Source organism: Streptomyces sp. NPDC001904 (assembly GCF_040297005.1).
Taxonomy (GTDB): domain Bacteria; phylum Actinomycetota; class Actinomycetes; order Streptomycetales; family Streptomycetaceae; genus Streptomyces.
The window spans coordinates 211,625-231,813 of record NZ_JBEOYI010000011.1 but is presented as its reverse complement, the minus strand read 5'-3'; the positions used below and the strand labels follow the sequence as shown (position 1 = coordinate 231,813).

Genomic DNA, 20,189 nt, shown 5'->3' with positions numbered 1-20,189 from the left:
CCGACCAGATCGGACGTGGGGGCGGGGGGGGGGCGCGCCGGCGCCGGCCCCGCCGTCCGGCCGGACGCCGCCGTGTGGGAGCCGCCGGCCGGAGCCCGGCGCCGGGGCGATCGGAAGGTGGCGCGCTGCCGGGTGTGCGGGCACACGCTCGACGCCGCCGAGATGAAGCTGATGCGCTGCGAGGACTGCCCGTCCGACATGGACGAGGGGCTCTACGACCGCCTCGTCGAGTGGCGCGCCCGCACGGCGGCCGCCCTCGGCCAGCCCGCGTTCTGCGTCTTCACGGACAAGACACTGATCGCGATCGCGGAGGCGTCGCCGGACGACGAGCGGGAGCTGTCCCGCATCCCGGGTGTCGGCCGACGGAAGTTTCGCACCTACGGCGCCGATGTTCTTGCTCTTTGCGCAGGTCAGATGCTGGAGGACGAGACCGATGAGGTCGCGGGGGACGCCTGATTCAAACTCGTCGAAAAAATAGTTTGCGCGAGCCCCAGCAATCCCCATAGGTTCTTAAGCACGAGCACAGCGGCCTTCTCCAAGGCCCTGGTTCGTGTTGTACTTGAAAGCCGTCGGACCGGTTCACCGGTCCCCTAGACGCCGAGAGGAGGCGATTCCAGTGATCAGCATCAACACCAGCTCCATCAGCACCGTGAAAATGACCGATCCCTCGGTCGCTTCCTGCCTGCTCGGCTTCTCGAACCTGGGGACCGGTCTGTCTGGCGTCAGCGCCATGCGTCCGGAGTCCGGCATGTCCCTCGCTTCGCTTCCGATTCGCGAGGGCAATGAGCGACCGACCAAGGCACCGGAAGCAGTAGCGACGGCACAGGCCCACGCCTATGCCTTTGCGGCGACCGGTGCCGGATTCCGGAAGCAGACGACGCAGCACCACACGATGTGGGCCTTCCGTGGGCCTGAACCCTGGAGTGATCCAGCCTGATCTTCGATCAGGCCGGCGCCTTCAGGGCCGCGGAACCCCATCCGGGATCCGCGGCCCTTCTGTTTTCCCGGAAGAACCAGCGGTCTTCCGAGGGACCAGTACGAAGGGGCCTCGGGACAACAAAAGAACCCGGTACCACCGCCACCCGGCCCACCGGCCGGAACGACCAGACGAGGAAGACGACACCGTGCAACTCGAAGCGCACGCCCCGTCCGTACCGCCTTCAGACCCTCTTCCCCCGCCCGTCCCCACGGAGGACTCCACCTTGAACCCGCTGACTGCGCTCACCGCGCTCGACGACGCCATCGAGAACCTCGGCGTGCCCGTCCCCTGCCGTGCCTACGACCCCGAGGTCTTCTTCGCGGAGTCCCCGGCGGATGTCGAGTACGCCAAGTCGCTCTGCCGTACCTGCCCGCTGGTCGAGGCCTGCCTCGCCGGCGCCAAGGAGCGGCGTGAGCCGTGGGGCGTCTGGGGTGGCGAGCTGTTCATCCAGGGAGTCGTCGTGGCCCGCAAGCGGCCGCGTGGCCGCCCGCGCAAGAACCCGGTCGCGGCATGAACACCCGAGGAACGATCGACCGCCCCCTGACGCACGACCCCAAGAAGCAGGCCCCGATGAAGCCGTCCACGAGCGAGCCCGCCGGCTCCGTGACTCCAGACTTTCCGACGTCGGACGCGAACGACTCGCGTCAGAACAGGACCCGACAGATGCAACTCGCCCCAGAAGCCCTGGCTCGTGCGCATATGCACGAGCGCATGCGTGAGGCCGACATCGACCGCCAGGCCATGCGCCTCGTGATCGCCCGTCGGATGCAGCGTCGTGCCGAGCGCGCCTCGCTGCGCGCCCGCCGCGCGCTCGCCATGGCCGTCATGCAGTAATCGACAGCAACAGCACCCGGCTGTTCACCGCGGGGGTCGGTCCGGACCGGACCGACCCCCGCGGTGCGTTGTGCCGGGCGATCACCGGCGCGCGGCGTTATCGTCGCCGGGTGACGTCTCTTCCTGGCGGGGACTCCGCGCGGCAGCCGGATCAGCGGACCCTGGTGTGTGCCCGCTGCGGCACGGCCGCCGAGGCGACCCCTCTGACCTGGACGTACTCCGTCGAAGACGGCGTCCGACGCCACTTCTGCGAAGCCTGCTCCCGGGAGAACATCCGGGCCATCGAGGGGCGCCTCGACTCCGACCGGTGGTGATCAGGCCTCGGCCGCGGGCGGCTGCGGGTCCTCCTCCTCGAAACCGGTCTCCGCGGAACCGGTCTCTTCGGTATCGGTGTCCTCGGTATCGGTCTCCTCGACCACGAACCCCGGTACCCAGGCCTCCAGTTCGTCCTTCAGCCGCACGGTCGCACCCAGCTGACACAGCACGCCGATCGTGCTGAGCGTCACCCGGTGGATCAGCAGATACGCCGGCGGCAGATTGAGCTGCCTGCCCAGCTGATGGGCGGGGGAGCGGGGATCGGCGATCCGCGCCGCCTGGTTGCGCATCCAGGAACGGGTGAAGGTGAACTCCTCGACCTGCGCCGGCTCGATGATCGGCAGCAGATAGTCCAGCACCGCGTCCGGTTCGAGCCGGATCGACTCCCTGACGAAGCCCTCCTCGCGCAGCAGCTCGTAGATCGCGCTCGCGTCGCCTTCCAGCGTCAACCGCAGCGAGTCACCGATCGGCGAGGGCAGCCCGCCCGGCAGCCGGTCGACCGTGCCGAAGTCCAGGACGCCCAGCCGCCAGCCGCTCTCGTCGTCGGGCAGCAGCCGGAAGTTGCCCGGGTGCGGGTCCGCGTGCAGCAGCCCCGTGCGCGCCGGTCCCGAGAAGAGAAAGCGAGCCAGCAACTGACCTGCCCGGTCCCGCTGTTCCTTGCTTCCGTCGCTGATGATCTCGGCGAGCGGGATGCCGTCGATCCACTCCGTCACCAGCACCTGCTCGCACTGGTGCACCACGTGCGGCACCACGACATCGGGGTCCTCTTCGAACTCCTCCGCGTGCGCCTGCTGTGCCCGCGCCTCCAGCCCGTAGTCCAACTCCTCCGAGACCCGGTCGCGCAGCTCGGCGATGAGCGGCTTGATGTCCATGCCGGGAATGAGGGGCCCCAACAGCCTCGCGAAGCGCCCCAGTTGGGTCAGATCCGACAGCAACGCCTCGCCCGCGCCCGGGTACTGGACCTTCACGGCGACCTCCCGGCCGTCGTGCCACACCGCGCGGTGCACCTGCCCGATCGACGCGGCCGCCGAGGGCTTGTCCTCGAATTCCAGGAACAGCTCCCGCCACTCCTTTCCGAGCCGCTCGTCGAGCACCGCGTGCACGGTGCGGGTCGGCATCGGAGGCGCGGCCTCCTGGAGCTTGGTCAGCGCGGCGCGGTAGGGGCCGGCGACATCCTCCGGCAACGCGGACTCGAAGACGGACAGCGCCTGCCCGAACTTCATCGCCCCGCCCTTCAACTCACCCAGGACGCGGAACAGCTGCTCCGCCGTGCGCTGCTGGAGCTCCCGGCCGACGATCTCGGCGGACTTGCCGCCGATCCGCTTGCCGATGCCCCAGGTCGCCCGGCCCGCGAACCCGATGGGCAGTGCGGCCAGCTTGGCGGTACGGGTAACCGCCTTGCGGGGAAGATCAGACATACACCCCTCCAAGTGCCGGACAGCCGTGCCGCGCATGTCCAGCCGTCGTGGCGCCGTCGGCCATTGCCTACCCCGCCATTGTGTCGTGCGGCTCTTCCTCCACGGGGGTCTCCTTCCCGTAACCTCCCTCACCCGCACCGCACGGGCACTCCGGATGCGGCCACACCGGCCGTGCGTGCCAGTCGAGCCCCGGCGCGGACGCCTCCCAACGCGCCCCCGTGCTCGATGGCAGCTCACCGTCCAGGAAGGCCAGCCCGTGCGCTGCCGCAAGCCCCGCAACCGCCGTGGAAAGGCCCACGTCACAGGCTTGAACCTGACGCGAGGAGCGACCCGAGCCCCACTGCGCGAGCAGCCGCGGCCAGGTCGGATCACGGTCGGCGCGCCCCAGGAGCAGACAGCGCGCACAGCCCGTACCGCCGGGCAGCACCAGGGGCCCCACCACGCCCGTGGCCTCGACCACGCCCGCGTACAGGTGCGGGATGCCCGCGGCCATCAGGTCCTCGACGGCCACCGGGTCGGGGGAGTGGACTCCGAGCCCGTCCCGCGGCGCGACGATCACCAGTGACAGCGGTGGTTCGCCCAGATCCCGCTCGGCCGGGCGGGGCGCCGTCCTGCGCCGGTCCGGGCGCGGCGGGCGGGCCGGAGCCGTCGCGCGCACCACCCGCTGCGCGGACACCTCGCGGCGCTCGCCCACCGCCTCCACGGGCTGCCCGCCGGGCGCCACGTCCCACGGCTCGACACAGCCGCCGTCCCGCACGTCGACATGGCCGACGCCCGCCGCGGCGAGGACCGAGGCGACGACCGCGCCCACCCGGCCGGCCCCGCGCACCTGAACCCGAACGCTGTGCCGTGCCGCCAGCTTCCGCATCCCGTCGGCGGGGCCGGACGTGGTGACCGTCAGGGCCGCGTGGTCGGGCCGGAGCCGGTCCATCACCGCCGGCTTTCGGCGCAGGGCGTCGGCGGCCGGTCCGCCGCCCGTCGCGTCGTCGAGCAGACCGGCTCCGGACAGCCGCTCGAGCAGCGCGTCCACGTGCCCGTCGGGCAGGCCCATCCGCCGGGCCTCGTCCCGCAGCAGGGGCACGCCGCGGGTGCCGTCGAGCAGGGTCAGGAAACTCCCGGTGGACGTGTCGACCGGTCCGAGCACCACCGCGTGTGCCGGTGAGACACCGAACTGGACCGTGTTCAGATCGTGCCAGCCGCGCCGCAGGGCGGGCTTGAGGATCGGATGCATGGCTTTCCCCCGTGGTTCCCCCGTGCCGTGCTCCCGCCGATGCGGCGGGAGCCGTTCGCTTCGATCGACGGCCAGCATGCTCGTCCGGCGAGACGGGTGCGGAAAGTTGTCCACAGGCAGTGGGTGATAGTCGTACGAATCGATCGTCGGCGGTGAGGGGCCGCACCGAAGAGTTCCGGAGGCGGGACTTCCGCCCTGTACAGCGGGTAACGTCGGGCGCGTGCCCGCCGACCCACTGAACCGTGCCACGACCACGCAGCGCAGCACGGAGAAACCGCCGCCAAGCGGTCTTGGGGCGAGCGCGGTCGAGGTCCGCAGGAGTTCCCGGCGACGCCGGACGGTCTCCGCCTACCGTGAGGGCGACCGCACCGTGGTCCTCATCCCGGCCCGGATGTCGGAGGCCGAGGAGAAGCGCTGGGTCGGCGTCATGCTCGACAAGCTCGCGGCGCAGGAGAGCAAGCGGGTCCTCGGCGACGCCGAGCTGGCCGAGCGCGCCGAGCGGCTCTCCGAGCAGCACCTCGGCGGCAGGGCCCGCCCCGCCTCCGTTCGCTGGGTCACGAACCAGAACACCCGATGGGGATCCTGCACCCCCGCCGAGGGCAGCATCCGGCTCTCGCACCGCCTGCAGGGCATGCCCGAGTACGTCATCGACTACGTACTCCTCCATGAGCTGGCCCATCTGCTGGTGCCCGGGCACGGTCCGCGCTTCTGGCGGCTTCTGGAGGCCTATCCGCGAACGGAAAGGGCGCGCGGCTATCTCGAAGGGGTGGTCGCCGCCGACCGGCTGCCGCATCTGCCGGCCACGCGCGGCGAGTGATCGATCCCTGAGCACGCCCGCTGTCCCATGGGGACGGTTGTGTACCAGGGCTGTACCGACATCCTCCGATGTCGGTGTTTGCAGTTAGCCTGGCGCGACGCAATCACCATCGGGATGGGGGACGGTCGTTACGCATGGCCAGGGAATTCCAACGCGGCCACAAGGCCAAGATCAGTGACCTCACCGCGGGCACCGATCTGTACGTAGGCGTACAGATCGCCGGTCCCGGACTGACCTTCGACATCAGTTGCTTCGGCCTCGACGCCGACGAGCGGCTCTCCGACGACCGTTACTTCGTCTTCTTCAACCAGCCGAAGACGCCCGAGGAATCCGTCCAGCTGCTGGGCGCGCAGGCCGGTGACACCGAGTCCTTCCGCGTCACCCTCGACAAGATCCCCGCGCAGATCCAGAAGCTGTCCTTCACCGCGACCATCGACGGCGCGGGACAGATGTCGCAGGTGGGCCCGGGATACATCCGGGTCGTCGCCGGTGGTGAGGAGGTGGCCCGTTACGCCTTCGACGGCGCCGAGTTCTCCACCGAGCGTGCCGTGATGCTGGGCGACTTCTATCTGAAGGACGTCTGGCGTTTCGCCGCTGTCGGACAGGGCTTCGACGGTGGCCTGGACGCGCTGCTCAAGAACTTCGGCGGCGAGGTCGCCGAGGAGGAGCCCGCCGCCGCGCCGGCGCCCCAGCAGCAGACGGGGACCCCCGGGTTCGCGCCGCCCGCTTTCGGCGCCCCGGCCGGTCCGACCGCTCCCCCGCCCGCACCGGCGCCGCAGAGCTTCGCGCCGCCCCAGGCCCCCCAGCAGACGCCACCGCAGAGCCCCCCGCCGCCACCCGGACCCTCCCCGGCCGCACCGTCGATCCACCAGGCGCCCACCATCGTGGGCCCGATGACCACGCCACCGGGCAGCGTGCCGCCGCCCCCGTCCGCCCCGAACCCGTACGGTCAGCAGCCGCAGCAGCAGCCGTTCGGGCAGGTCCCGGGTCAGGGAGGCGCGACGCTGCCGCCCGGCTACGGACCGCAGTCCCCGACCCCGCCCATGCCGCCCGGCTACCAGCAGCCGCCCGCCGCGCCGTCCCCGTTCGGCGGCCCCCAAGGAGCCCCCCAAGGAGCCCCGCAGGGTGTCCCGCAGCAGGCCGCTGCACCCGGCGTCGCGGCCGCTCTGGAGAAGTACCGCGAGGCGCCCACCGGCCAGCGCTGGACGCCGCAGAACAAGAAGCTGATCCGCGTCGACCTCGGCGCCTCCGGTGACCAGCCCGTGCTCGCCCGCCAGGGCAGCATGGTGCTCTACCAGGGCAAGGTCGACTTCAGCTACAAGGGCGCGGGCTTCGCGGGCCGCATCGTGGGCAACGCCACCGGCCAGGAGATGCAGCTGATGCGCTGCACCGGCCGCGGCCAGGTCTTCTTCGCGGAAGAGGCCGGCTACCTGCACCCGATCGAGCTCCAGGGCGACGCGATCTGCGTCTCCTCGGAGAACGTGCTGGCGTTCGACGAGAGCCTTCAGTACGAGGTGCGCAGGATCGAGGGCCACGGCATCCCCGGAGGCGCCCTGTTCGTGATGCAGTTCCAGGGCACCGGAACCGTCGTCGTGAAGACCCACGGCACCCCCGTGGTCCTGCCGGTCACCCCCACGACGTTCGCCGACTCCAACGCGGTGGTGGCCTGGTCCGCCGCCGCCCAGGCGATCGTCTCCAGCCAGGTGCGCATGCGCCGCAACGCCTACCCGGGCCACAGCGGCGAGGGCGTGAACCTGCAGTTCCGGGGAGCACCCGGCAACTTCATCGTCGTCCAGCCGTACGAGGTCTGAGGGAGCCCGTCATGAACCAGCCACTCGCGGGCTTCGCCCCGACACCCGTAGCCGCCCGCATGGAGAACCACGGCAGCAACATGCTTAAGGTCGCCATGCAGACCGGAAACGACCTCCTCGCGCGCGTGGGCTCGATGGTCGCCTACGAAGGCTTCGTCCAGTACGAGCCCAACCCGCCCGCGGTGCGCCAGATCGCCCGGGACTGGATCACCGGTGAGGGCGCGCCGCTGATGAAGGCGTCCGGCGACGGTCTGCTCTACCTCGCCGACTACGGCGCCGACGTCGTCGTCATCAACCTCGGCGGCGACTCGATCTCCGTCAACGGCACCAACCTGCTCGCCCTCGACGCCCACCTCCAGTGGGGCGTGGAGCGGGTGAAGGGCCTCGCCAAGTTCACCGGGCAGGGCCTGTGGAACATCACCATCAGCGGCCAGGGATATGTCGCCCTGACCTCGCGCGGCACCCCGATCGTCGTCGACTGCGGCCGCGGCGAGGACGAGACGTACGTGGACCCGGACGCGCTCATCGCCTGGTCCCCGAAGCTGAAGGTGAAGGGCAAGCGCAGCTTCCGGGCCGGCTCGCTCATCGGACGCGGCAGCGGCGAGGCCTACCAGATGGGCTTCTCCGGCGAGGGCATCGTCGTCGTCCAGCCCAGCGAGGACAGCACCGACCGTCTCCGAGTCCGGGGCTGAGGGGGAGCGAACCACCATGCAGAGCCCGCTTTTCGCATACGCCGACCAGCAGTCGCAGGACCGCTACACGGTGCAGAACCCGCAGATGCTGCGGGTCGTCCTGGAAGGCCACGACGACCTCCTCGCCCGCAAGGGCTCGATGGTCGCCTACCAGGGACTCGTCGAGTTCGACGGCGAGTACCAGGCGCACGGCCGGCAGCGCGCCCGCGCGGTCACCGGCGAGGGCCTGAGCCTGATGCGCTGCCACGGCCAGGGCATCGTCTATCTCGCCAACCTCGCCCAGTACGTCCACATCGTGGACGTGGAGCAGGAGGGGCTGACCGTGGACAGCAACTATGTGCTGGCCATGGACTCCGCCCTGCACCACGAGGTGATCGCGGTGGACAGCCAGTTCGGCATCTCCGGCTCCGGCAAGTACCAGCTCAACATCACGGGCCACGGCAAGGTCGCCCTGATGACGTCGGGCCAGCCGCTGATGATGCAGGTCACGCCCGACAAGTACGTCAATGTCGACGCGGACGCCATCGTCGCCTGGTCGACCGGCCTCCGGGTGCAGATGCAGGCGCAGACGCACTCCTCGGGCGTCTGGCGGCGCCGCGGCAACACCGGTGAGGGCTGGGAGCTCAGCTTCATGGGCAGCGGATACGCGCTCGTCCAGCCCAGCGAGCTGCTGCCGCCGCAGCATGCGGCGATCGGCGGCGGCCTCGCCGCCCAGTACGGCATGGGGCAGCAGGGCGCCCGCGGCGCGAACCAGGGCAACGTCTGGAGCTAGCCGCGGCACCGGCACATGGGTGAGGGGCGAGCGCCACGGCGCTCGCCCCTCACCCATGTGCGGACGTCCCTACAGGCGCGCCCGTGCCGCCTCCACGAGACGGACCACTGACGTGTCGGCGACGTCAGCGACCTCGTCGTACGGGAACCAGCGCAGGTCCAGGGACTCGTCGCTGATGGCCTCCGTGGCGTCCGGGGCGGCGAGCGCCGCGTACTGCACGTCCAGGTGCTGGGTGCACGGGCCGGGGATCGGATGCCGGTCCAGCCGGACCGGACCGCCCGCCAGCAGCGTCAGCCCCGGGATCCCGGACTCCTCCGTACCCTCGCGCAGGGCCGCGGCCGCCAGCGACCGGTCACCGGGCTCGCAGTGGCCACCCATCTGCAGCCACATCCGGAGCTTCCTGTGGAGCGTGAGCAGCACGCGCCCGCGCTCGGGATCGATCACCAGGGCGCTCGCCGTCAGGTGGCCGGCCGTGCACGGCTTCCACAGGCCCGCCTCGCCATGGGCGGAGAGGTGGTCCAGATAGGCCTGGCGCAGCTCCGGCTGGTCCTCGTAGCCCTTCAGCACGAGGACCGCGTCGTCGTACAGGCTCACTTGGTGTCGTCGTCCTCGCCGGTGTCGTCGTCCTTGGTCGGCTTCGGCTTGTCGCCGCCGTCACCGGCCGCCTCGCCGAGCATCTTGTCGAGCTCGGAGAAGTCCAGCTGCTCGTCGCGGTGGACGAAGCCGTCCGGGTCGTCCAGGTCGGACGCCGTCGGCAGCATGTCCGGGTGCGCCCACAGGCCGTCACGGCCGTCGACCCCGCGCGCGTCCGTGAGCGAGGCCCACAGGCGCGAGGCGTCGCGCAGTCGGCGCGGACGCAGCTCCAGACCGATCAGCGTCGCGAACGTCTGCTCGGCCGGGCCGCCGGTCGCACGGCGGCGGCGCAGCGTCTCGCGCAGCGCGTCGGCGGACGACAGGCGTGGCTTGGCGGCCGCGTGGACCACCGCGTCGACCCAGCCCTCCACGAGCGCCAGAGCGGTCTCCAGGCGCGCCAGGGCGGCCTTCTGCTCCGGGGTGTCCTCCGGCTGGAACATGCCCTGCTGGAGCGCTTCCTGGATCTGCTCGGGGTTCTGCGGATCGAACTGGCCGACCACGTCCTCCAGCTTGGTGGTGTCCACCTTGATCCCGCGCGCGTACCCCTCGACCGCGCCGAACAGGTGCGAGCGCAGCCACGGCACGTGCGCGAACAGACGCTGGTGGGCGGCCTCGCGCAGCGCCAGGTAGAGGCGGACCTCCTCCTGCGGCACGCCGAGGTCCTTGCCGAAGGCCTCGATGTTCAGCGGCAGCAGTGCCGCCTTGCCGGCCGGGGCCAGCGGCAGGCCGATGTCGGTGGAGCCGACGACCTCGCCCGCGAGCACGCCGAGCGCCTGGCCGATCTGGGAGCCGAACATGGCGCCGCCCATGGAGCGCATCATGCCGATCAGCGGGCCCGCCATCGCCTGCATCTCCTCGGGCAGGACGTCGCCCATGGCCATGCCGACGCGCTCGGCGACCGGGTCGACGAGCTCCTTCCACACGGGGAGGGTCGCCTCGACCCACTCCGCGCGGCTCCACGCCACGGCGGAGTGCGCGCCCGACGGCAGCGACGTGGCGTCGTCCAGCCACAGGTCGGCCAGGCGCACCGCCTCCTGGACCGCGGTGCGGTCGGCGGGGCCCACGCTCGCGTCCTTCACGCCGTCCTGCGTGCCCTGGGAGACCGTCTGGCGGGCGATGTCCTTGGCCATGTCCCAGTTCACCGGCCCGCCCTCGTACGAGAGCATCTGGCCGAGCTGCTGGAAGGCCGCACCCAGATCGTTGGGATTCATGGAGCCGAACATCGCCGCGAACGGGTTGTCCCCGCCCGCGCCGCCGGCGCCGGGAAGGCCCGGGATGCCTCCGAATCCGAACGGATTGGCCGGTCCCTGACCGCCACCGCCCTGCTGGTCCTTCTTCTTGCCCTCGTCGCCGTCTTCCGGCTCCTCCGGCGGAAGGCCGAAACCGAATGGGGTGTCACTCACGGGATTCCTCGGCTGGTAAGGCCACCGGTCTGCCCCGGTGGCGACTGCCCGACTACACACACCCAGCGTAGACACCGCGACGGGATCGGGCCTCGGTGCTTCGCCGACTCATGGCCTGCGGCAGGATGGATGCCTCCTGGTACGTACGCGTCATAACGTACTTACCGAAGACAACCGCTGGAGACGCCCGGTGAGTTCCCCAGATCCGCAGGTTCGCGCAGCGCGAAACCCTTCAACCAGTCCGGCCGTGCGCGGCCCCGTCGTCGCGGTCACCGGTGCCGCGTCCGGCATCGGCGCGCTGCTCACCGAGCGGCTCGCCGCCTCCGACGAGATCAAGCAGGTGCTCGCCATCGACGAGCGGCGGGGCGAGTGCGCGTCCGCCACCTGGCACATCCTGGACGTACGGGATCCGGCCATCGCGGAGAAGCTGCGCGGCGCCGACGTCGTGGTGCATCTCGCACTCGACCTCGATCTCGAATCCGACCCGGCGGCGCGCACCGCCTACAACGTGCGCGGCACCCAGACCGTGCTCACCGCCGCCGCGGCGGCCGGTGTGCACCGCGTCGTCCTGTGCACCTCGACCATGGTCTACGGGGCCCTCGACGACAACGAGCTGCCGCTCTCGGAGGACGCCGAGCTGCGCGCCACCGCGGAGGCGACCGGCGTCGGCGACCTCCTGGAGATCGAGCGCCTGGCCCGCCGCGCGCCCCGCGCGCACCCCGGCCTCAACGTCACCGTGGTGCGTCCCTCGGTGCTCGTCGGCGGCACGGACACGGCCCTCACGCGCTACTTCGAGTCGCCGCGCCTCCTCGTGGTGGCCGGTTCTCGGCCCGCCTGGCAGTTCTGCCACGTGGAGGACCTGTGCAGCGCACTGGAGTACGCCGTCCTGGAGAAGGTCGACGGAGAGCTCGCGGTCGGCTGCGACGGATGGCTGGAGCAGGAGGAGGTCGAGGAGCTGAGCGGGATCCGCCGCATGGAGCTGCCGTCGGCCGTCGCGCTGGGCGCCGCGGCCCGGCTGCACCGCATCGGCCTCACGCCCTCGCCCGCGGGTGACCTCGCCTACACGATGTATCCCTGGGTCGTCAGCGGGAGCAGGCTGCATGACGCCGGATGGCGACCCCGGTGGACGAACGAGGAGGTCCTCGCGGAACTGCTCGAGGAGGTCGCCGGGCGGCGCACCGTGGCCGGACGGCGGCTCGGGCGCAAGGACGCGACGGCCGCGGGCGCGGCGGGCGCGACGGTCGCCCTGCTGGGCACGGCGGCCGTGGTGCGCCGGGTGCGCAAGGCCCGCCGCCGCATCTGAGGCGTGGCGTCGGGCGGGGGAAGATCTCACCCGAGGCCCCCGCCGTGCGGAAAACCCGACTCCGACCGGGTGCCCTGTAGGAGGCTCCAATTCACGACTGTCAGGGGTGTGCGGCACGATGAAGGGCATGGCATCCACCCAGCACGACCACCCCGGCGAGCAGGCGGCGCAGGACCCGATCAGACTGCTCGCCGTACGCGAGGCACCGCTCTCCGTCGACGAGGTCTTCCGCGCGGTCGGTGACGACGCCGCGGGCGGTACCGCGCTCTTCGTGGGGACCGTGCGCAACCACGACGGCGGGGCGGACGTGGACCGGCTCGGGTACTCGTGCCACCCGACCGCCGAGGCCGAGATGCGGCGCGTCGCCGAGAAGGTCGCCGAGAAGTATCCGGTGCGTGCGCTCGCGGCCGTCCACCGCGTCGGCGATCTGACGGTGGGTGACCTCGCCGTGGTCGTCGCCGTGTCGTGTCCGCACCGCGGCGAGGCCTTCGAGGCGTGCCGGATGCTGATCGACGACCTGAAGCACGAGGTGCCCATCTGGAAGCACCAGACGTTCTCGGACGGGACGGAAGAGTGGGTCGGAGCCTGCTGAGGCTCCGGTTGCGTAACTGTCACCCTGCGGCGAGCGTTGATGGTGCGGATGGTTAATCTGCTGATCAGCAAGTTGCGGTCGCACATGGGGTCGGGAGGTCGGTATGGCAGTTCTCTTGTGGCTGCTGATTCCGGTTGTCGCTGCGGTCGGCGCCGCGCTCTGGGGCTCGTGGGCCGGTCGGACCAGGCACAAGACGGGCGACGTCACCGAGCTCAGTGGCTACGAACGTTTCCGTGAGGCGATGGAGAAGTCCCACTCCGGGACGTGAGGCCGTCGTCCCGGACGGACCGGCCCCACAGGTGCACGGACGGGCGCGTCCCGTACTGTCGTTCCATGCCACGCCGCACCGCGACGATGCTCGCCTCGACCTTGATGCTGATCGCGCTGCTCTGCGCGGGGGTTCTCATCAAAGTGCCCTACGCGGAGATGTCTCCGGGCCCGACGGTGAACACCCTTGCGGACCACGACGGCGAACCCGTCATCCAGATCTCCGGACACAAGACGTACGACACGTCCGGGCACCTCAACATGACGACCGTCCGGGTCACCAGCGCCGACTTCAACATGAACCTGGTCTCCGCGGTCTACGGGTGGCTCGCCCACGACAGCATCGTGGTGCCGCACGACACCCTGTACCCGGACGGCCAGACCGAGGAGCAGTCCTCGCAGGAGAACGCCGAGGAGTTCAGCCAGTCCCAGGAGAGCGCCAAGGTCGCCGCCCTGGAGGAGCTGAACATCCCCGTGAAGTCCTGGGTGATCGTTTCCTCTGTCGTCAAGGACAGCCCCGCCGAGGGCCGGCTGCACGCAGGTGACGTCATCAAGGCCGTCGACGGCACCAGGATCACCAAGCCCGCCGATGTCGCCAAGCTCGTCACCAAGCACAAGGCCGGCGAGAACGTCGTGTTCACGGTCGTACCCGTCAAGCAGGCCGCCGCCGCCGAGAAGGAGGGCAAGGAGGCCACCACGACGGAGAACGTGACGATCAAGACGGACAAGGCCGACGACGGCCGGGCGATCGTCGGCATCCAGGCCGGGACCGACCACACCTTCCCGTTCCAGATCGACATCAAGCTCGCCGACGTCGGCGGTCCCAGCGCCGGTCTGATGTTCTCCCTCGGCATCGTCGACAAGCTCACGCCCACCGATCTGACGGGCGGCAGGTTCGTGGCCGGCACCGGCACCATCGACGACGACGGCAAGGTCGGACCCATCGGCGGCATCGGGATGAAGCTCGTCGGCGCGCGTGACAAGGGAGCGCAGTACTTCCTGACGCCGAAGGACAACTGCGCGAGCGCGGCCAAGGACACCCCGGACGGGCTCACGCTGGTCAAGGTGGACACCCTGGACGACGCGATGGGCGCCCTGAAGGACATTCGCAGTGGCAACACCGACGCCCTGCCGAAGTGCACCGCCAAGAGCTGAGACACGGCTTCACGCAGAGGGGCGCCGCGGGAACTCCCGCGGCGCCCCTCTGCTCATCCGCAGTCCTGTGCGGTGAACGGGAACCTCACTCGGCGAACGTCGCCGTCAGCGCCTCGGCGAGGCCCGGCACCAGGTCCGAACCCGTGAGGACCTCGGTCGGCGAGTCCTTCTCGCGCAGCCGGAGGGCCGAGTCGCGGGTGCCGTCGCGCAGCACCGCGACCGTCATCCGGACCTCCTGACGGTCCGGGTGCTCGGCGACCCACTGCGTGAGCTTCTTGCCGGTGAGTCCTTCGGGGACGGACGCCTCGGCGGACGGCGGCAGCATCAGGCGCTCCACCGTCAGCGCGCAGCCCGCGACGGCGTCGGGCCAGGCGATGGTGCCGAGGAACTCGTCCAGCGGCTTGGAGGCGGGGATCTCGTCCTGGAGGATCGGGGTGAAGCCGCTGCTCTCACCCTCGCTCTCCAGACCGAGCTGTGCGGCGAGTGCCGGTTCCTGGGCGCGCAGGGCGCCGGTGTCGACGAGGGCGAAGAGGCGGGCGGGCTGGTCCCAGCCCATGCCGGAGGCGTACTCGTCGATCTCGAGAACGGCCCGGGTGAGGGGGCTTGCTGCCATGGGGGTGTTGGACATGGTCACAATCCTGCCTCGTTAGTCCCCCGAAGCGGGAACTGAGTAAAGCCTGAGTAAGTTGCATAGGTGAGGGGTCCGCGATCTCGGGGGCCTGACAGATCGATTACCGAACTATCGAGGTGCGCACCTTGGCTTTCCAGATGCCGGACCGGGGCGGGGGTCCGACGGGACCGCGGATCAGAGTGGGACGCCCCTCCCGGCGTGCCCGGACGCTGCTGTTGACGCTGGGCGTCCTGGCCGTGCTCGGCATGGCCTTCGTCATGTTCGCCGGGTTCTGGACGGACTGGCTCTGGTACCGCTCGGTCAAGTACTCGTCCGTGTTCACGACGACGTTGCAGACGAAGATCGGACTCTTTTTCGTCTTCGGTCTGCTCATGGCGCTCGCCGTGGGTGTGAACATCTGGCTGGCGCACCGGCTGCGCCCGCCGCTGAGTGCCATGTCGACGGAGCAGCAGAGCCTCGACCGGTACCGGATGGGCATCGCGCCCTTCAAGAAGTGGCTGCTGCTCGGGATCACCGCCCTCGTCGGCCTGATCGCGGGCGCCTCGGCCGCGAGCCAGTGGCGCACATGGCTGCAGTACGTGAACGGCGTGCCGTTCCACCAGAAGGACTCGCAGTTCCACCTGGACGTGTCCTTCTACGCGTTCGACCTGCCCTGGTACCGCTTCCTGCTCGGCTTCGGCTTCGCGGCGGCCGTCATCGGTCTGGTCGCCGCCGCGCTGACGCACTACCTGTACGGCGGACTGCGCATCACCAGCCCGGGCGCGCGCGCCACGGCGGCCGCGACGGGACACCTCTCCGTCCTCCTTGGCCTCTTCGTGGCCCTCAAGGCCGTCGCGTACTGGCTCGACCGGTACGGGCTCGCGGTGAAGTCGAGCGACTTCAAGGCGACGGACAACTGGACGGGCCTCAGGTACGTCGACGCGACCGCGTATCTGCCGGCGAAGACGATCCTGTTCTGCATCGCCGTCATCTGCGCCCTGCTGTTCTTCGCGACGCTGTGGCGGCGCACCTGGCAGCTGCCGGTCATCGGCTTCGGCCTGATGGTGCTCTCGGCGATCCTGATCGGCGGCCTGTACCCGGCCATCGTGCAGAAGTTCCAGGTGCAGCCGAACGAGCAGTCCAAGGAAGCGCCGTACATCAAGAAGAACATCGACGCCACGCGCAAGGCGTACGGCATCGACAAGGCGACGGTCGGCGCCTACAGCGGCGAGGGGTCCGACAAGGACACCGCGAAGCTGCGCACGGAGTCCGACTCGGCGGCCAGCTACCGCCTGAACGATCCGAACATCGTGTCGCCGACGTTCCAGCAGCTGGAGCAGCAGCGGAAGTACTACCAGTTCCCGACCACCCTGGACGTGGACCGGTACAACGGCCAGGACACCGTCGTGGGCCTGCGCGAGCTGAACCTCGGCAAGCTGGACAAGCGCAACTGGATCAACGACCACTTCGTCTACACGCACGGCTACGGAGCCGTGACGGCGAAGGGCACCTCCACCTCGCAGGGTGCCCCGCAGTTCACCGAGTCCGGTCTGCCGACCAGTGGTGACCTCGGGGACTACAACCAGCGGATCTACTACGGCGAGAAGACGACGCAGTACTCGATCGTCGGCGGGCCGCAGAAGGAGCTGGACTACGAGCAGGAGGACGGCACGCAGAAGACCACCAGCTACAAGGGCGACAGCGGCGTCAACCTCTCCAACCCGGTCAACCGGGCGGCCTATGCCGTGGCCTTCAGCGAACCGCAGATCCTCTACTCCGGCGCCATCGGCGACGGCTCGCGGATCCTGTACAACCGCACGCCCAAGGAGCGCGTCGAGGCCGTCGCGCCCTGGCTCACCATCGACGGCGACGCCTACCCGACCGTCGTCAACGGCAAGATCAAGTGGATCGTCGACGCCTACACGACGTCGAACGGCTACCCGTACGCGTCCCGCACGACGCTCGGCGACACCACGGCCGACTCGCTCAACCAGGGCGACAGCCAGCGCTCCGTGGTGGCGCAGCAGAACCAGGTCAACTACATCCGCAACTCGGTGAAGGCGACCGTCGACGCGTACACGGGCGAGGTCAAGCTCTACGCGTGGGACGAGAGCGACCCGGTCCTGAAGACCTGGGAGAAGGCCTTCCCCGGCACGGTGCAGCCCAAGAGCGACATCCCGGCCGACCTGAAGGAGCACCTGCGCTATCCGCAGGACATGTTCAAGGTCCAGCGGGAGCTGCTGAGCCTCTACCACGTGACGGACTCGGACCAGTTCTACAACGCGTCCGACGCCTGGCAGGTGCCGAACGACCCGACCAAGAAGGACAACAGTGCGGTCCCGCCGTACTACCTGTCCATGAAGATGCCGGGCCAGAGCAGCCAGCAGTTCTCACTGACGACGACGTTCACCCCGAGCGGCAGGCCGAACCTGCGGGCCTTCATGGCGGTGGACGCCGACGCGACCAGTAAGGACTACGGCGCCATAAAGCTGCTGAGAGTCACCGAGGACAAGGTCCAGGGACCGGAGCAGGTACAGAACAAGCTCAACTCCTGGGACCCGGTGGCGAACTGGGTGCGCGACATGAAGGGTGCCGACTCGACGGTCCTGTACGGCAATCTGCTGACAGTGCCCCTCGACAGCGGCTTCCTCTACGTGGAGCCCATCTACGCACAGGGGCGGAACTCCGAGTACCCGCTGATGCGCAAGGTAGCCGTCTCCTACGGGGACAAGATGGGCTTCGCGAACTCGCTCTCGGACGCGCTGAACGACGCCTTCGAGGTGGACGGCGGCTCGTCGACCGAACCGGAGAAGCCGGGCGGCGACACGACCAGCCCGGCGAACTCGACGGTGAAGGAAGCCCTCGCGGACGCCGAGAAGGCCTTCGAGGCGGGCCAGAAGGCTCTGAAGGACGGTGACTGGACCGCGTACGGCGAGGCGCAGGACGACCTGCAGTCCGCCCTGGAGCGCGCCGACAAGGCCCAGACCGCGGCCGAGAAGGCAGCCGGCAAGAACAGCGACGGCAAGTCCGGCGGCAGTGACAAGAGCAGCTCCGACGGCAAGAGCAGCAGTGGCTGAGCAGCAGGTCGGAGGGTGAGCGAGCACCACCCCGCGCCGTGGTACGGTTGCATCACAACGGCGCGGGGTGGAGCAGCTCGGTAGCTCGCTGGGCTCATAACCCAGAGGTCGCAGGTTCAAATCCTGTCCCCGCTACTGATGATCGAAGGCTCGGAAGCTAAGGCTTCCGGGCCTTCGGTGCGTCAGGGCACCGGATGTCATGAGTCTCTGGCATGTGCGGTACGACATGGTGCGAAACGGGCTGGTCCGGGTACGCGTGCCGAGGGCGTACCAGAGATGTACCAGGTGTGTCCCAGGTACGTGCGAAGAGGGCTTCACACGGGGAGACTTGGGGAATCTGTGTTTCACTTATCTCTCTGTGGGCATGTCGACAAAACGCTGAAGTGACCTCACTGGCTGCGGTATTCACGATGTACCCAGGTTGCAGGTGGTGCGACGATGGACGTTATGGGGGACAAGGCAACTCTGTTGGAGACAGGGCGGTTTGTGCAGCCGACAGATCGGGACGAACCCGTTGAAGCTGCCGAAGAAGCACGCCAGCGGCTGGCCGCGGAGGCCGGTGACGTCGAGGCGATGAGCGTCCTCGGCGCCATGCTGCTGCGCCGCGGTGATCTCGACGGGGCCGAGCCTCTGCTGCGTAACGCCACGAGCGTGGGAGACCGGGCCGCCGCCAACAATCTGGGTGTACTGCTGCACCAGCGGGGCTACGCCGACGAAGCCGCGGGATGGTGGCGGATCGCCGCCGTCGCCGGCTCCGCCGCCGCAGCCCACGCCCTGGGCCGGCACCACCGCGAGCGGGGCGACGAGCCCGCTGCCGAGTACTGGCTGCGGCAGTCCGCCGAGCAGGGGCACACGCTCGCCGCGTACGCCCTCGCCGACCTCCTGGAGCACCGCAGCGACGTCGGCGCCGAGCGCTGGATGCGGGTCGCCGCCGAGCGCGGGCACCGGGAGGCCGCGTACCGCCTCGCCCGCGCGCTCGACCGCAAGGGCGGCACCGATGTGCTGATCGCGGGGGACGCCAGGAACCCCGCCGAGGAAGCCGAGCAGTGGTACCGCCAGGCCGCCGCGCGCGGTCACCGCAGGGGCGCGCTGCATCTCGGCGCGATCCTGGAGAAGCGCGGCGAGCTGAAGGAGGCCGGCCGCTGGTACCTGACGTCCGCCAAGGACGGCGAGCCGCGCGCCGCGTGCGCCCTCGCCTTCCTGCTGCGCGACGCGGGCGACGAGGAGAGCGCCGCCGTGTGGTGGCTGCGCGCCGCCCAGGACGGCGACGGCAACGCCGCGAACGCGCTGGGCGCGCTGCACGCCGGACGCGGCGAGACCCAGACCGCCGAGCGCTGGTACCGGGCCGCCATGGACGCGGGCGACGACAACGGCGCGTACAACCTCGGTCTGCTGTGCGCCGAGCAGAAGCGCACCGCGCAGGCCGAGGACTGGTACCGGCGCGCCGCCTACGCCGGACACCGCGAGGCGGCGAACGCGCTCGCCGTGCTGCTCCTGCAGAACGGGGACGCGGTCGGGGCCGAGCCCTGGTTCTCCAAGGCGGCCGAGGCGGGCAGCGTCGACGCGGCCTTCAACCTCGGCATCCTCTACGCGGGTCGTGAGGACGAGGAGTCCGCTCTCAAGGCCTTCCAGTGGTACGAGCGGGCCGCGTCCGGCGGGCACACCGAGGCCGCACTCCAGGCGGGCATCGCACGGCTGCGCGACGGGGACGAGCAGGGCGCCGAGCGGCACCTGCGCTGTGCGGCGGGCGGGGGCAGCCCCGAGGCCGCGTACCGGCTCGCCTCGCTGCTCGACCTGCGGACCCCGCCCGCGCCCCGGCACGAGCTGGGGGAGCCGGTCACGGAGAAGAGCGAGTGCGAGGAGTGGTACGAGCGGGCCGCCGAGCACGGGCACCGGCGTGCGCAGGTGCGGGTCGGGATGCTGGCCGCCGCGCGCGGGGACGTCGTCGAGGCCGCCCGGTGGTACCGGGAGGCAGCGGAGGCCGGGTCGCGGAACGGGGCCTTCAATCTCGGGCTGCTGCTCGCGCGGGAGGGCAGTGAGCCGGAGGCGGCGCTGTGGTGGACGCGGGCTGCCGATGCCGGGCACGGGCGGGCGGCGTTGCGGCTGGCTCTGCTGTGTGCGCGGCGCGGGGAGCTTGCCGCTGGGCAGAAGTGGGCTTCCCGGGCTGTGGAGCTCGGGCCCGCCGAGGTTGCCGAGCGGGCCGGGCGGCTGCGGGACGCCTTGCGGCAGGAGCTGTCCGCTTAGAGCGGGGGCCGTCGGCCGGGGCCTGATGAGCGCTCG

At 70.3% G+C, this 20,189-nt stretch carries 20 protein-coding genes and 1 tRNA gene; 16 read left to right on the top strand and 5 right to left on the bottom strand.

What is annotated here, in order from left to right; all coding sequences use genetic code 11:
- The 5 genes from ABT127_RS20445 to ABT127_RS20425 form a co-directional block, all read left to right on the top strand.
- Positions 1-456: HRDC domain-containing protein (locus tag ABT127_RS20445; RefSeq protein WP_351451742.1), on the top strand; the 456-nt coding region annotated here is incomplete at its 5' end.
- A gap of 160 nt (positions 457-616) precedes the next feature.
- A complete protein-coding gene (locus ABT127_RS20440; RefSeq protein WP_351451739.1) occupies positions 617-937 on the top strand; it encodes a hypothetical protein in 321 nt (106 codons plus the stop codon).
- Between the two features lie 187 nt (positions 938-1,124).
- Positions 1,125-1,493, top strand: a complete 369-nt coding sequence (locus ABT127_RS20435) for a WhiB family transcriptional regulator (RefSeq protein WP_111666400.1) — start codon at positions 1,125-1,127, stop codon at positions 1,491-1,493.
- On the top strand, positions 1,490-1,813 hold the full coding sequence (locus ABT127_RS20430) for a putative WhiB-interacting protein (protein WP_351451735.1): 324 nt from the start codon (positions 1,490-1,492) through the stop codon (positions 1,811-1,813). Before ABT127_RS20435 ends, ABT127_RS20430 begins: the two co-directional genes overlap by 4 nt.
- Before the next feature lie 110 nt (positions 1,814-1,923).
- Complete coding sequence (locus ABT127_RS20425; protein WP_351451733.1) at positions 1,924-2,127, top strand: hypothetical protein; 204 nt, start codon at positions 1,924-1,926, stop codon at positions 2,125-2,127.
- Here ABT127_RS20425 and ABT127_RS20420 read toward each other — a convergent pair whose 3' ends face one another.
- Both ABT127_RS20420 and ABT127_RS20415 read right to left on the bottom strand, forming a co-directional pair.
- The gene (locus tag ABT127_RS20420; RefSeq protein ID WP_351451730.1) at positions 2,128-3,546 is read right to left on the bottom strand and encodes an ABC1 kinase family protein; all 1,419 of its coding nucleotides are present in this window, start codon (positions 3,544-3,546) and stop codon (positions 2,128-2,130) included.
- Positions 3,547-3,613: 67 nt separating this feature from the next.
- Positions 3,614-4,777 carry a ThiF family adenylyltransferase gene (locus ABT127_RS20415; RefSeq protein WP_351451727.1) on the bottom strand — a complete coding sequence of 388 codons (1,164 nt, stop codon included), beginning with the start codon at positions 4,775-4,777 and terminating at the stop codon, positions 3,614-3,616.
- A 220-nt stretch (positions 4,778-4,997) separates the two neighbouring features.
- Here ABT127_RS20415 and ABT127_RS20410 point away from each other — a divergent pair, with 220 nt between their 5' ends.
- The 4 genes from ABT127_RS20410 (at position 4,998) to ABT127_RS20395 (ending at position 8,869) form a co-directional block, all read left to right on the top strand.
- Positions 4,998-5,594: a M48 metallopeptidase family protein gene (locus ABT127_RS20410; protein WP_351451725.1), complete on the top strand. Its 597-nt coding sequence runs from the start codon at positions 4,998-5,000 to the stop codon at positions 5,592-5,594.
- A 134-nt stretch (positions 5,595-5,728) separates the two neighbouring features.
- Positions 5,729-7,405, top strand: coding sequence for a TerD family protein (locus tag ABT127_RS20405; RefSeq protein ID WP_351451722.1), 1,677 nt, complete (start codon positions 5,729-5,731; stop codon positions 7,403-7,405).
- A gap of 11 nt (positions 7,406-7,416) precedes the next feature.
- Positions 7,417-8,097, top strand: a complete 681-nt coding sequence (locus ABT127_RS20400) for an AIM24 family protein (RefSeq protein WP_351451720.1) — start codon at positions 7,417-7,419, stop codon at positions 8,095-8,097.
- Between the two features lie 16 nt (positions 8,098-8,113).
- A complete protein-coding gene (locus ABT127_RS20395) occupies positions 8,114-8,869 on the top strand; it encodes an AIM24 family protein (protein WP_351451717.1) in 756 nt (251 codons plus the stop codon).
- Positions 8,870-8,938: 69 nt separating this feature from the next.
- Here the strand turns inward: ABT127_RS20395 and ABT127_RS20390 are convergent, their stop codons facing one another.
- Complete coding sequence (locus ABT127_RS20390) at positions 8,939-9,463, bottom strand: NUDIX hydrolase (protein ID WP_351451714.1); 525 nt, start codon at positions 9,461-9,463, stop codon at positions 8,939-8,941.
- Positions 9,460-10,905 carry a zinc-dependent metalloprotease gene (locus tag ABT127_RS20385; RefSeq protein ID WP_351451711.1) on the bottom strand — a complete coding sequence of 482 codons (1,446 nt, stop codon included), beginning with the start codon at positions 10,903-10,905 and terminating at the stop codon, positions 9,460-9,462. Before ABT127_RS20385 ends, ABT127_RS20390 begins: the two co-directional genes overlap by 4 nt.
- Positions 10,906-11,095: 190 nt before the next feature.
- Here ABT127_RS20385 and ABT127_RS20380 point away from each other — a divergent pair, with 190 nt between their 5' ends.
- From ABT127_RS20380 to ABT127_RS20365, 4 genes are all read left to right on the top strand, one after another.
- A complete protein-coding gene (locus ABT127_RS20380) occupies positions 11,096-12,208 on the top strand; it encodes an SDR family oxidoreductase (protein WP_351451708.1) in 1,113 nt (370 codons plus the stop codon).
- A 127-nt stretch (positions 12,209-12,335) separates the two neighbouring features.
- Positions 12,336-12,800: a molybdenum cofactor biosynthesis protein MoaE gene (locus ABT127_RS20375; RefSeq protein WP_351451706.1), complete on the top strand. Its 465-nt coding sequence runs from the start codon at positions 12,336-12,338 to the stop codon at positions 12,798-12,800.
- A gap of 103 nt (positions 12,801-12,903) precedes the next feature.
- The gene (locus tag ABT127_RS20370) at positions 12,904-13,068 is read left to right on the top strand and encodes a hypothetical protein (protein WP_181512661.1); all 165 of its coding nucleotides are present in this window, start codon (positions 12,904-12,906) and stop codon (positions 13,066-13,068) included.
- A 65-nt stretch (positions 13,069-13,133) separates the two neighbouring features.
- Positions 13,134-14,222 (top strand): YlbL family protein, encoded by a 1,089-nt coding sequence (locus ABT127_RS20365; protein WP_351451703.1) that lies wholly within the window; start codon positions 13,134-13,136, stop codon positions 14,220-14,222.
- 85 nt (positions 14,223-14,307) lie between these two features.
- Here the strand turns inward: ABT127_RS20365 and ABT127_RS20360 are convergent, their stop codons facing one another.
- Complete coding sequence (locus ABT127_RS20360) at positions 14,308-14,850, bottom strand: PPA1309 family protein (RefSeq protein ID WP_351451701.1); 543 nt, start codon at positions 14,848-14,850, stop codon at positions 14,308-14,310.
- Between the two features lie 140 nt (positions 14,851-14,990).
- Here ABT127_RS20360 and ABT127_RS20355 point away from each other — a divergent pair, with 140 nt between their 5' ends.
- The 3 genes from ABT127_RS20355 to ABT127_RS20345 all read left to right on the top strand — a co-directional run bounded on the left by ABT127_RS20355 (position 14,991) and on the right by ABT127_RS20345 (position 20,153).
- Positions 14,991-17,909 (top strand): UPF0182 family membrane protein, encoded by a 2,919-nt coding sequence (locus tag ABT127_RS20355; RefSeq protein WP_351451780.1) that lies wholly within the window; start codon positions 14,991-14,993, stop codon positions 17,907-17,909.
- Between the two features lie 61 nt (positions 17,910-17,970).
- Positions 17,971-18,044: transfer RNA gene (locus ABT127_RS20350), tRNA-Met, on the top strand.
- A 303-nt stretch (positions 18,045-18,347) separates the two neighbouring features.
- On the top strand, positions 18,348-20,153 hold the full coding sequence (locus tag ABT127_RS20345) for a tetratricopeptide repeat protein (RefSeq protein WP_351451698.1): 1,806 nt from the start codon (positions 18,348-18,350) through the stop codon (positions 20,151-20,153).
- Positions 20,154-20,189 lie beyond the last annotated feature (36 nt).

Excerpts from the sequence above, each read along its gene's own strand:
- ABT127_RS20415 (WP_351451727.1), bottom strand. The coding sequence starts at position 4,777 with ATGCATCCGATCCTCAAGCCCGCCCTGCGGCGCGGCTGGCACGATCTG.
- ABT127_RS20365 (WP_351451703.1), top strand. The coding sequence starts at position 13,134 with ATGCCACGCCGCACCGCGACGATGCTCGCCTCGACCTTGATGCTGATC.
- ABT127_RS20405 (WP_351451722.1), top strand. The coding sequence starts at position 5,729 with ATGGCCAGGGAATTCCAACGCGGCCACAAGGCCAAGATCAGTGACCTC.
- ABT127_RS20355 (WP_351451780.1), top strand. The coding sequence starts at position 14,991 with ATGCCGGACCGGGGCGGGGGTCCGACGGGACCGCGGATCAGAGTGGGA.
- ABT127_RS20345 (WP_351451698.1), top strand. The coding sequence starts at position 18,348 with ATGGACGTTATGGGGGACAAGGCAACTCTGTTGGAGACAGGGCGGTTT.
- ABT127_RS20430 (WP_351451735.1), top strand. The coding sequence starts at position 1,490 with ATGAACACCCGAGGAACGATCGACCGCCCCCTGACGCACGACCCCAAG.
- ABT127_RS20395 (WP_351451717.1), top strand. The coding sequence starts at position 8,114 with ATGCAGAGCCCGCTTTTCGCATACGCCGACCAGCAGTCGCAGGACCGC.
- ABT127_RS20375 (WP_351451706.1), top strand. The coding sequence starts at position 12,336 with ATGGCATCCACCCAGCACGACCACCCCGGCGAGCAGGCGGCGCAGGAC.
- ABT127_RS20400 (WP_351451720.1), top strand. The coding sequence starts at position 7,417 with ATGAACCAGCCACTCGCGGGCTTCGCCCCGACACCCGTAGCCGCCCGC.
- ABT127_RS20420 (WP_351451730.1), bottom strand. The coding sequence starts at position 3,546 with ATGTCTGATCTTCCCCGCAAGGCGGTTACCCGTACCGCCAAGCTGGCC.
- ABT127_RS20370 (WP_181512661.1), top strand. The coding sequence starts at position 12,904 with ATGGCAGTTCTCTTGTGGCTGCTGATTCCGGTTGTCGCTGCGGTCGGC.
- ABT127_RS20360 (WP_351451701.1), bottom strand. The coding sequence starts at position 14,850 with ATGTCCAACACCCCCATGGCAGCAAGCCCCCTCACCCGGGCCGTTCTC.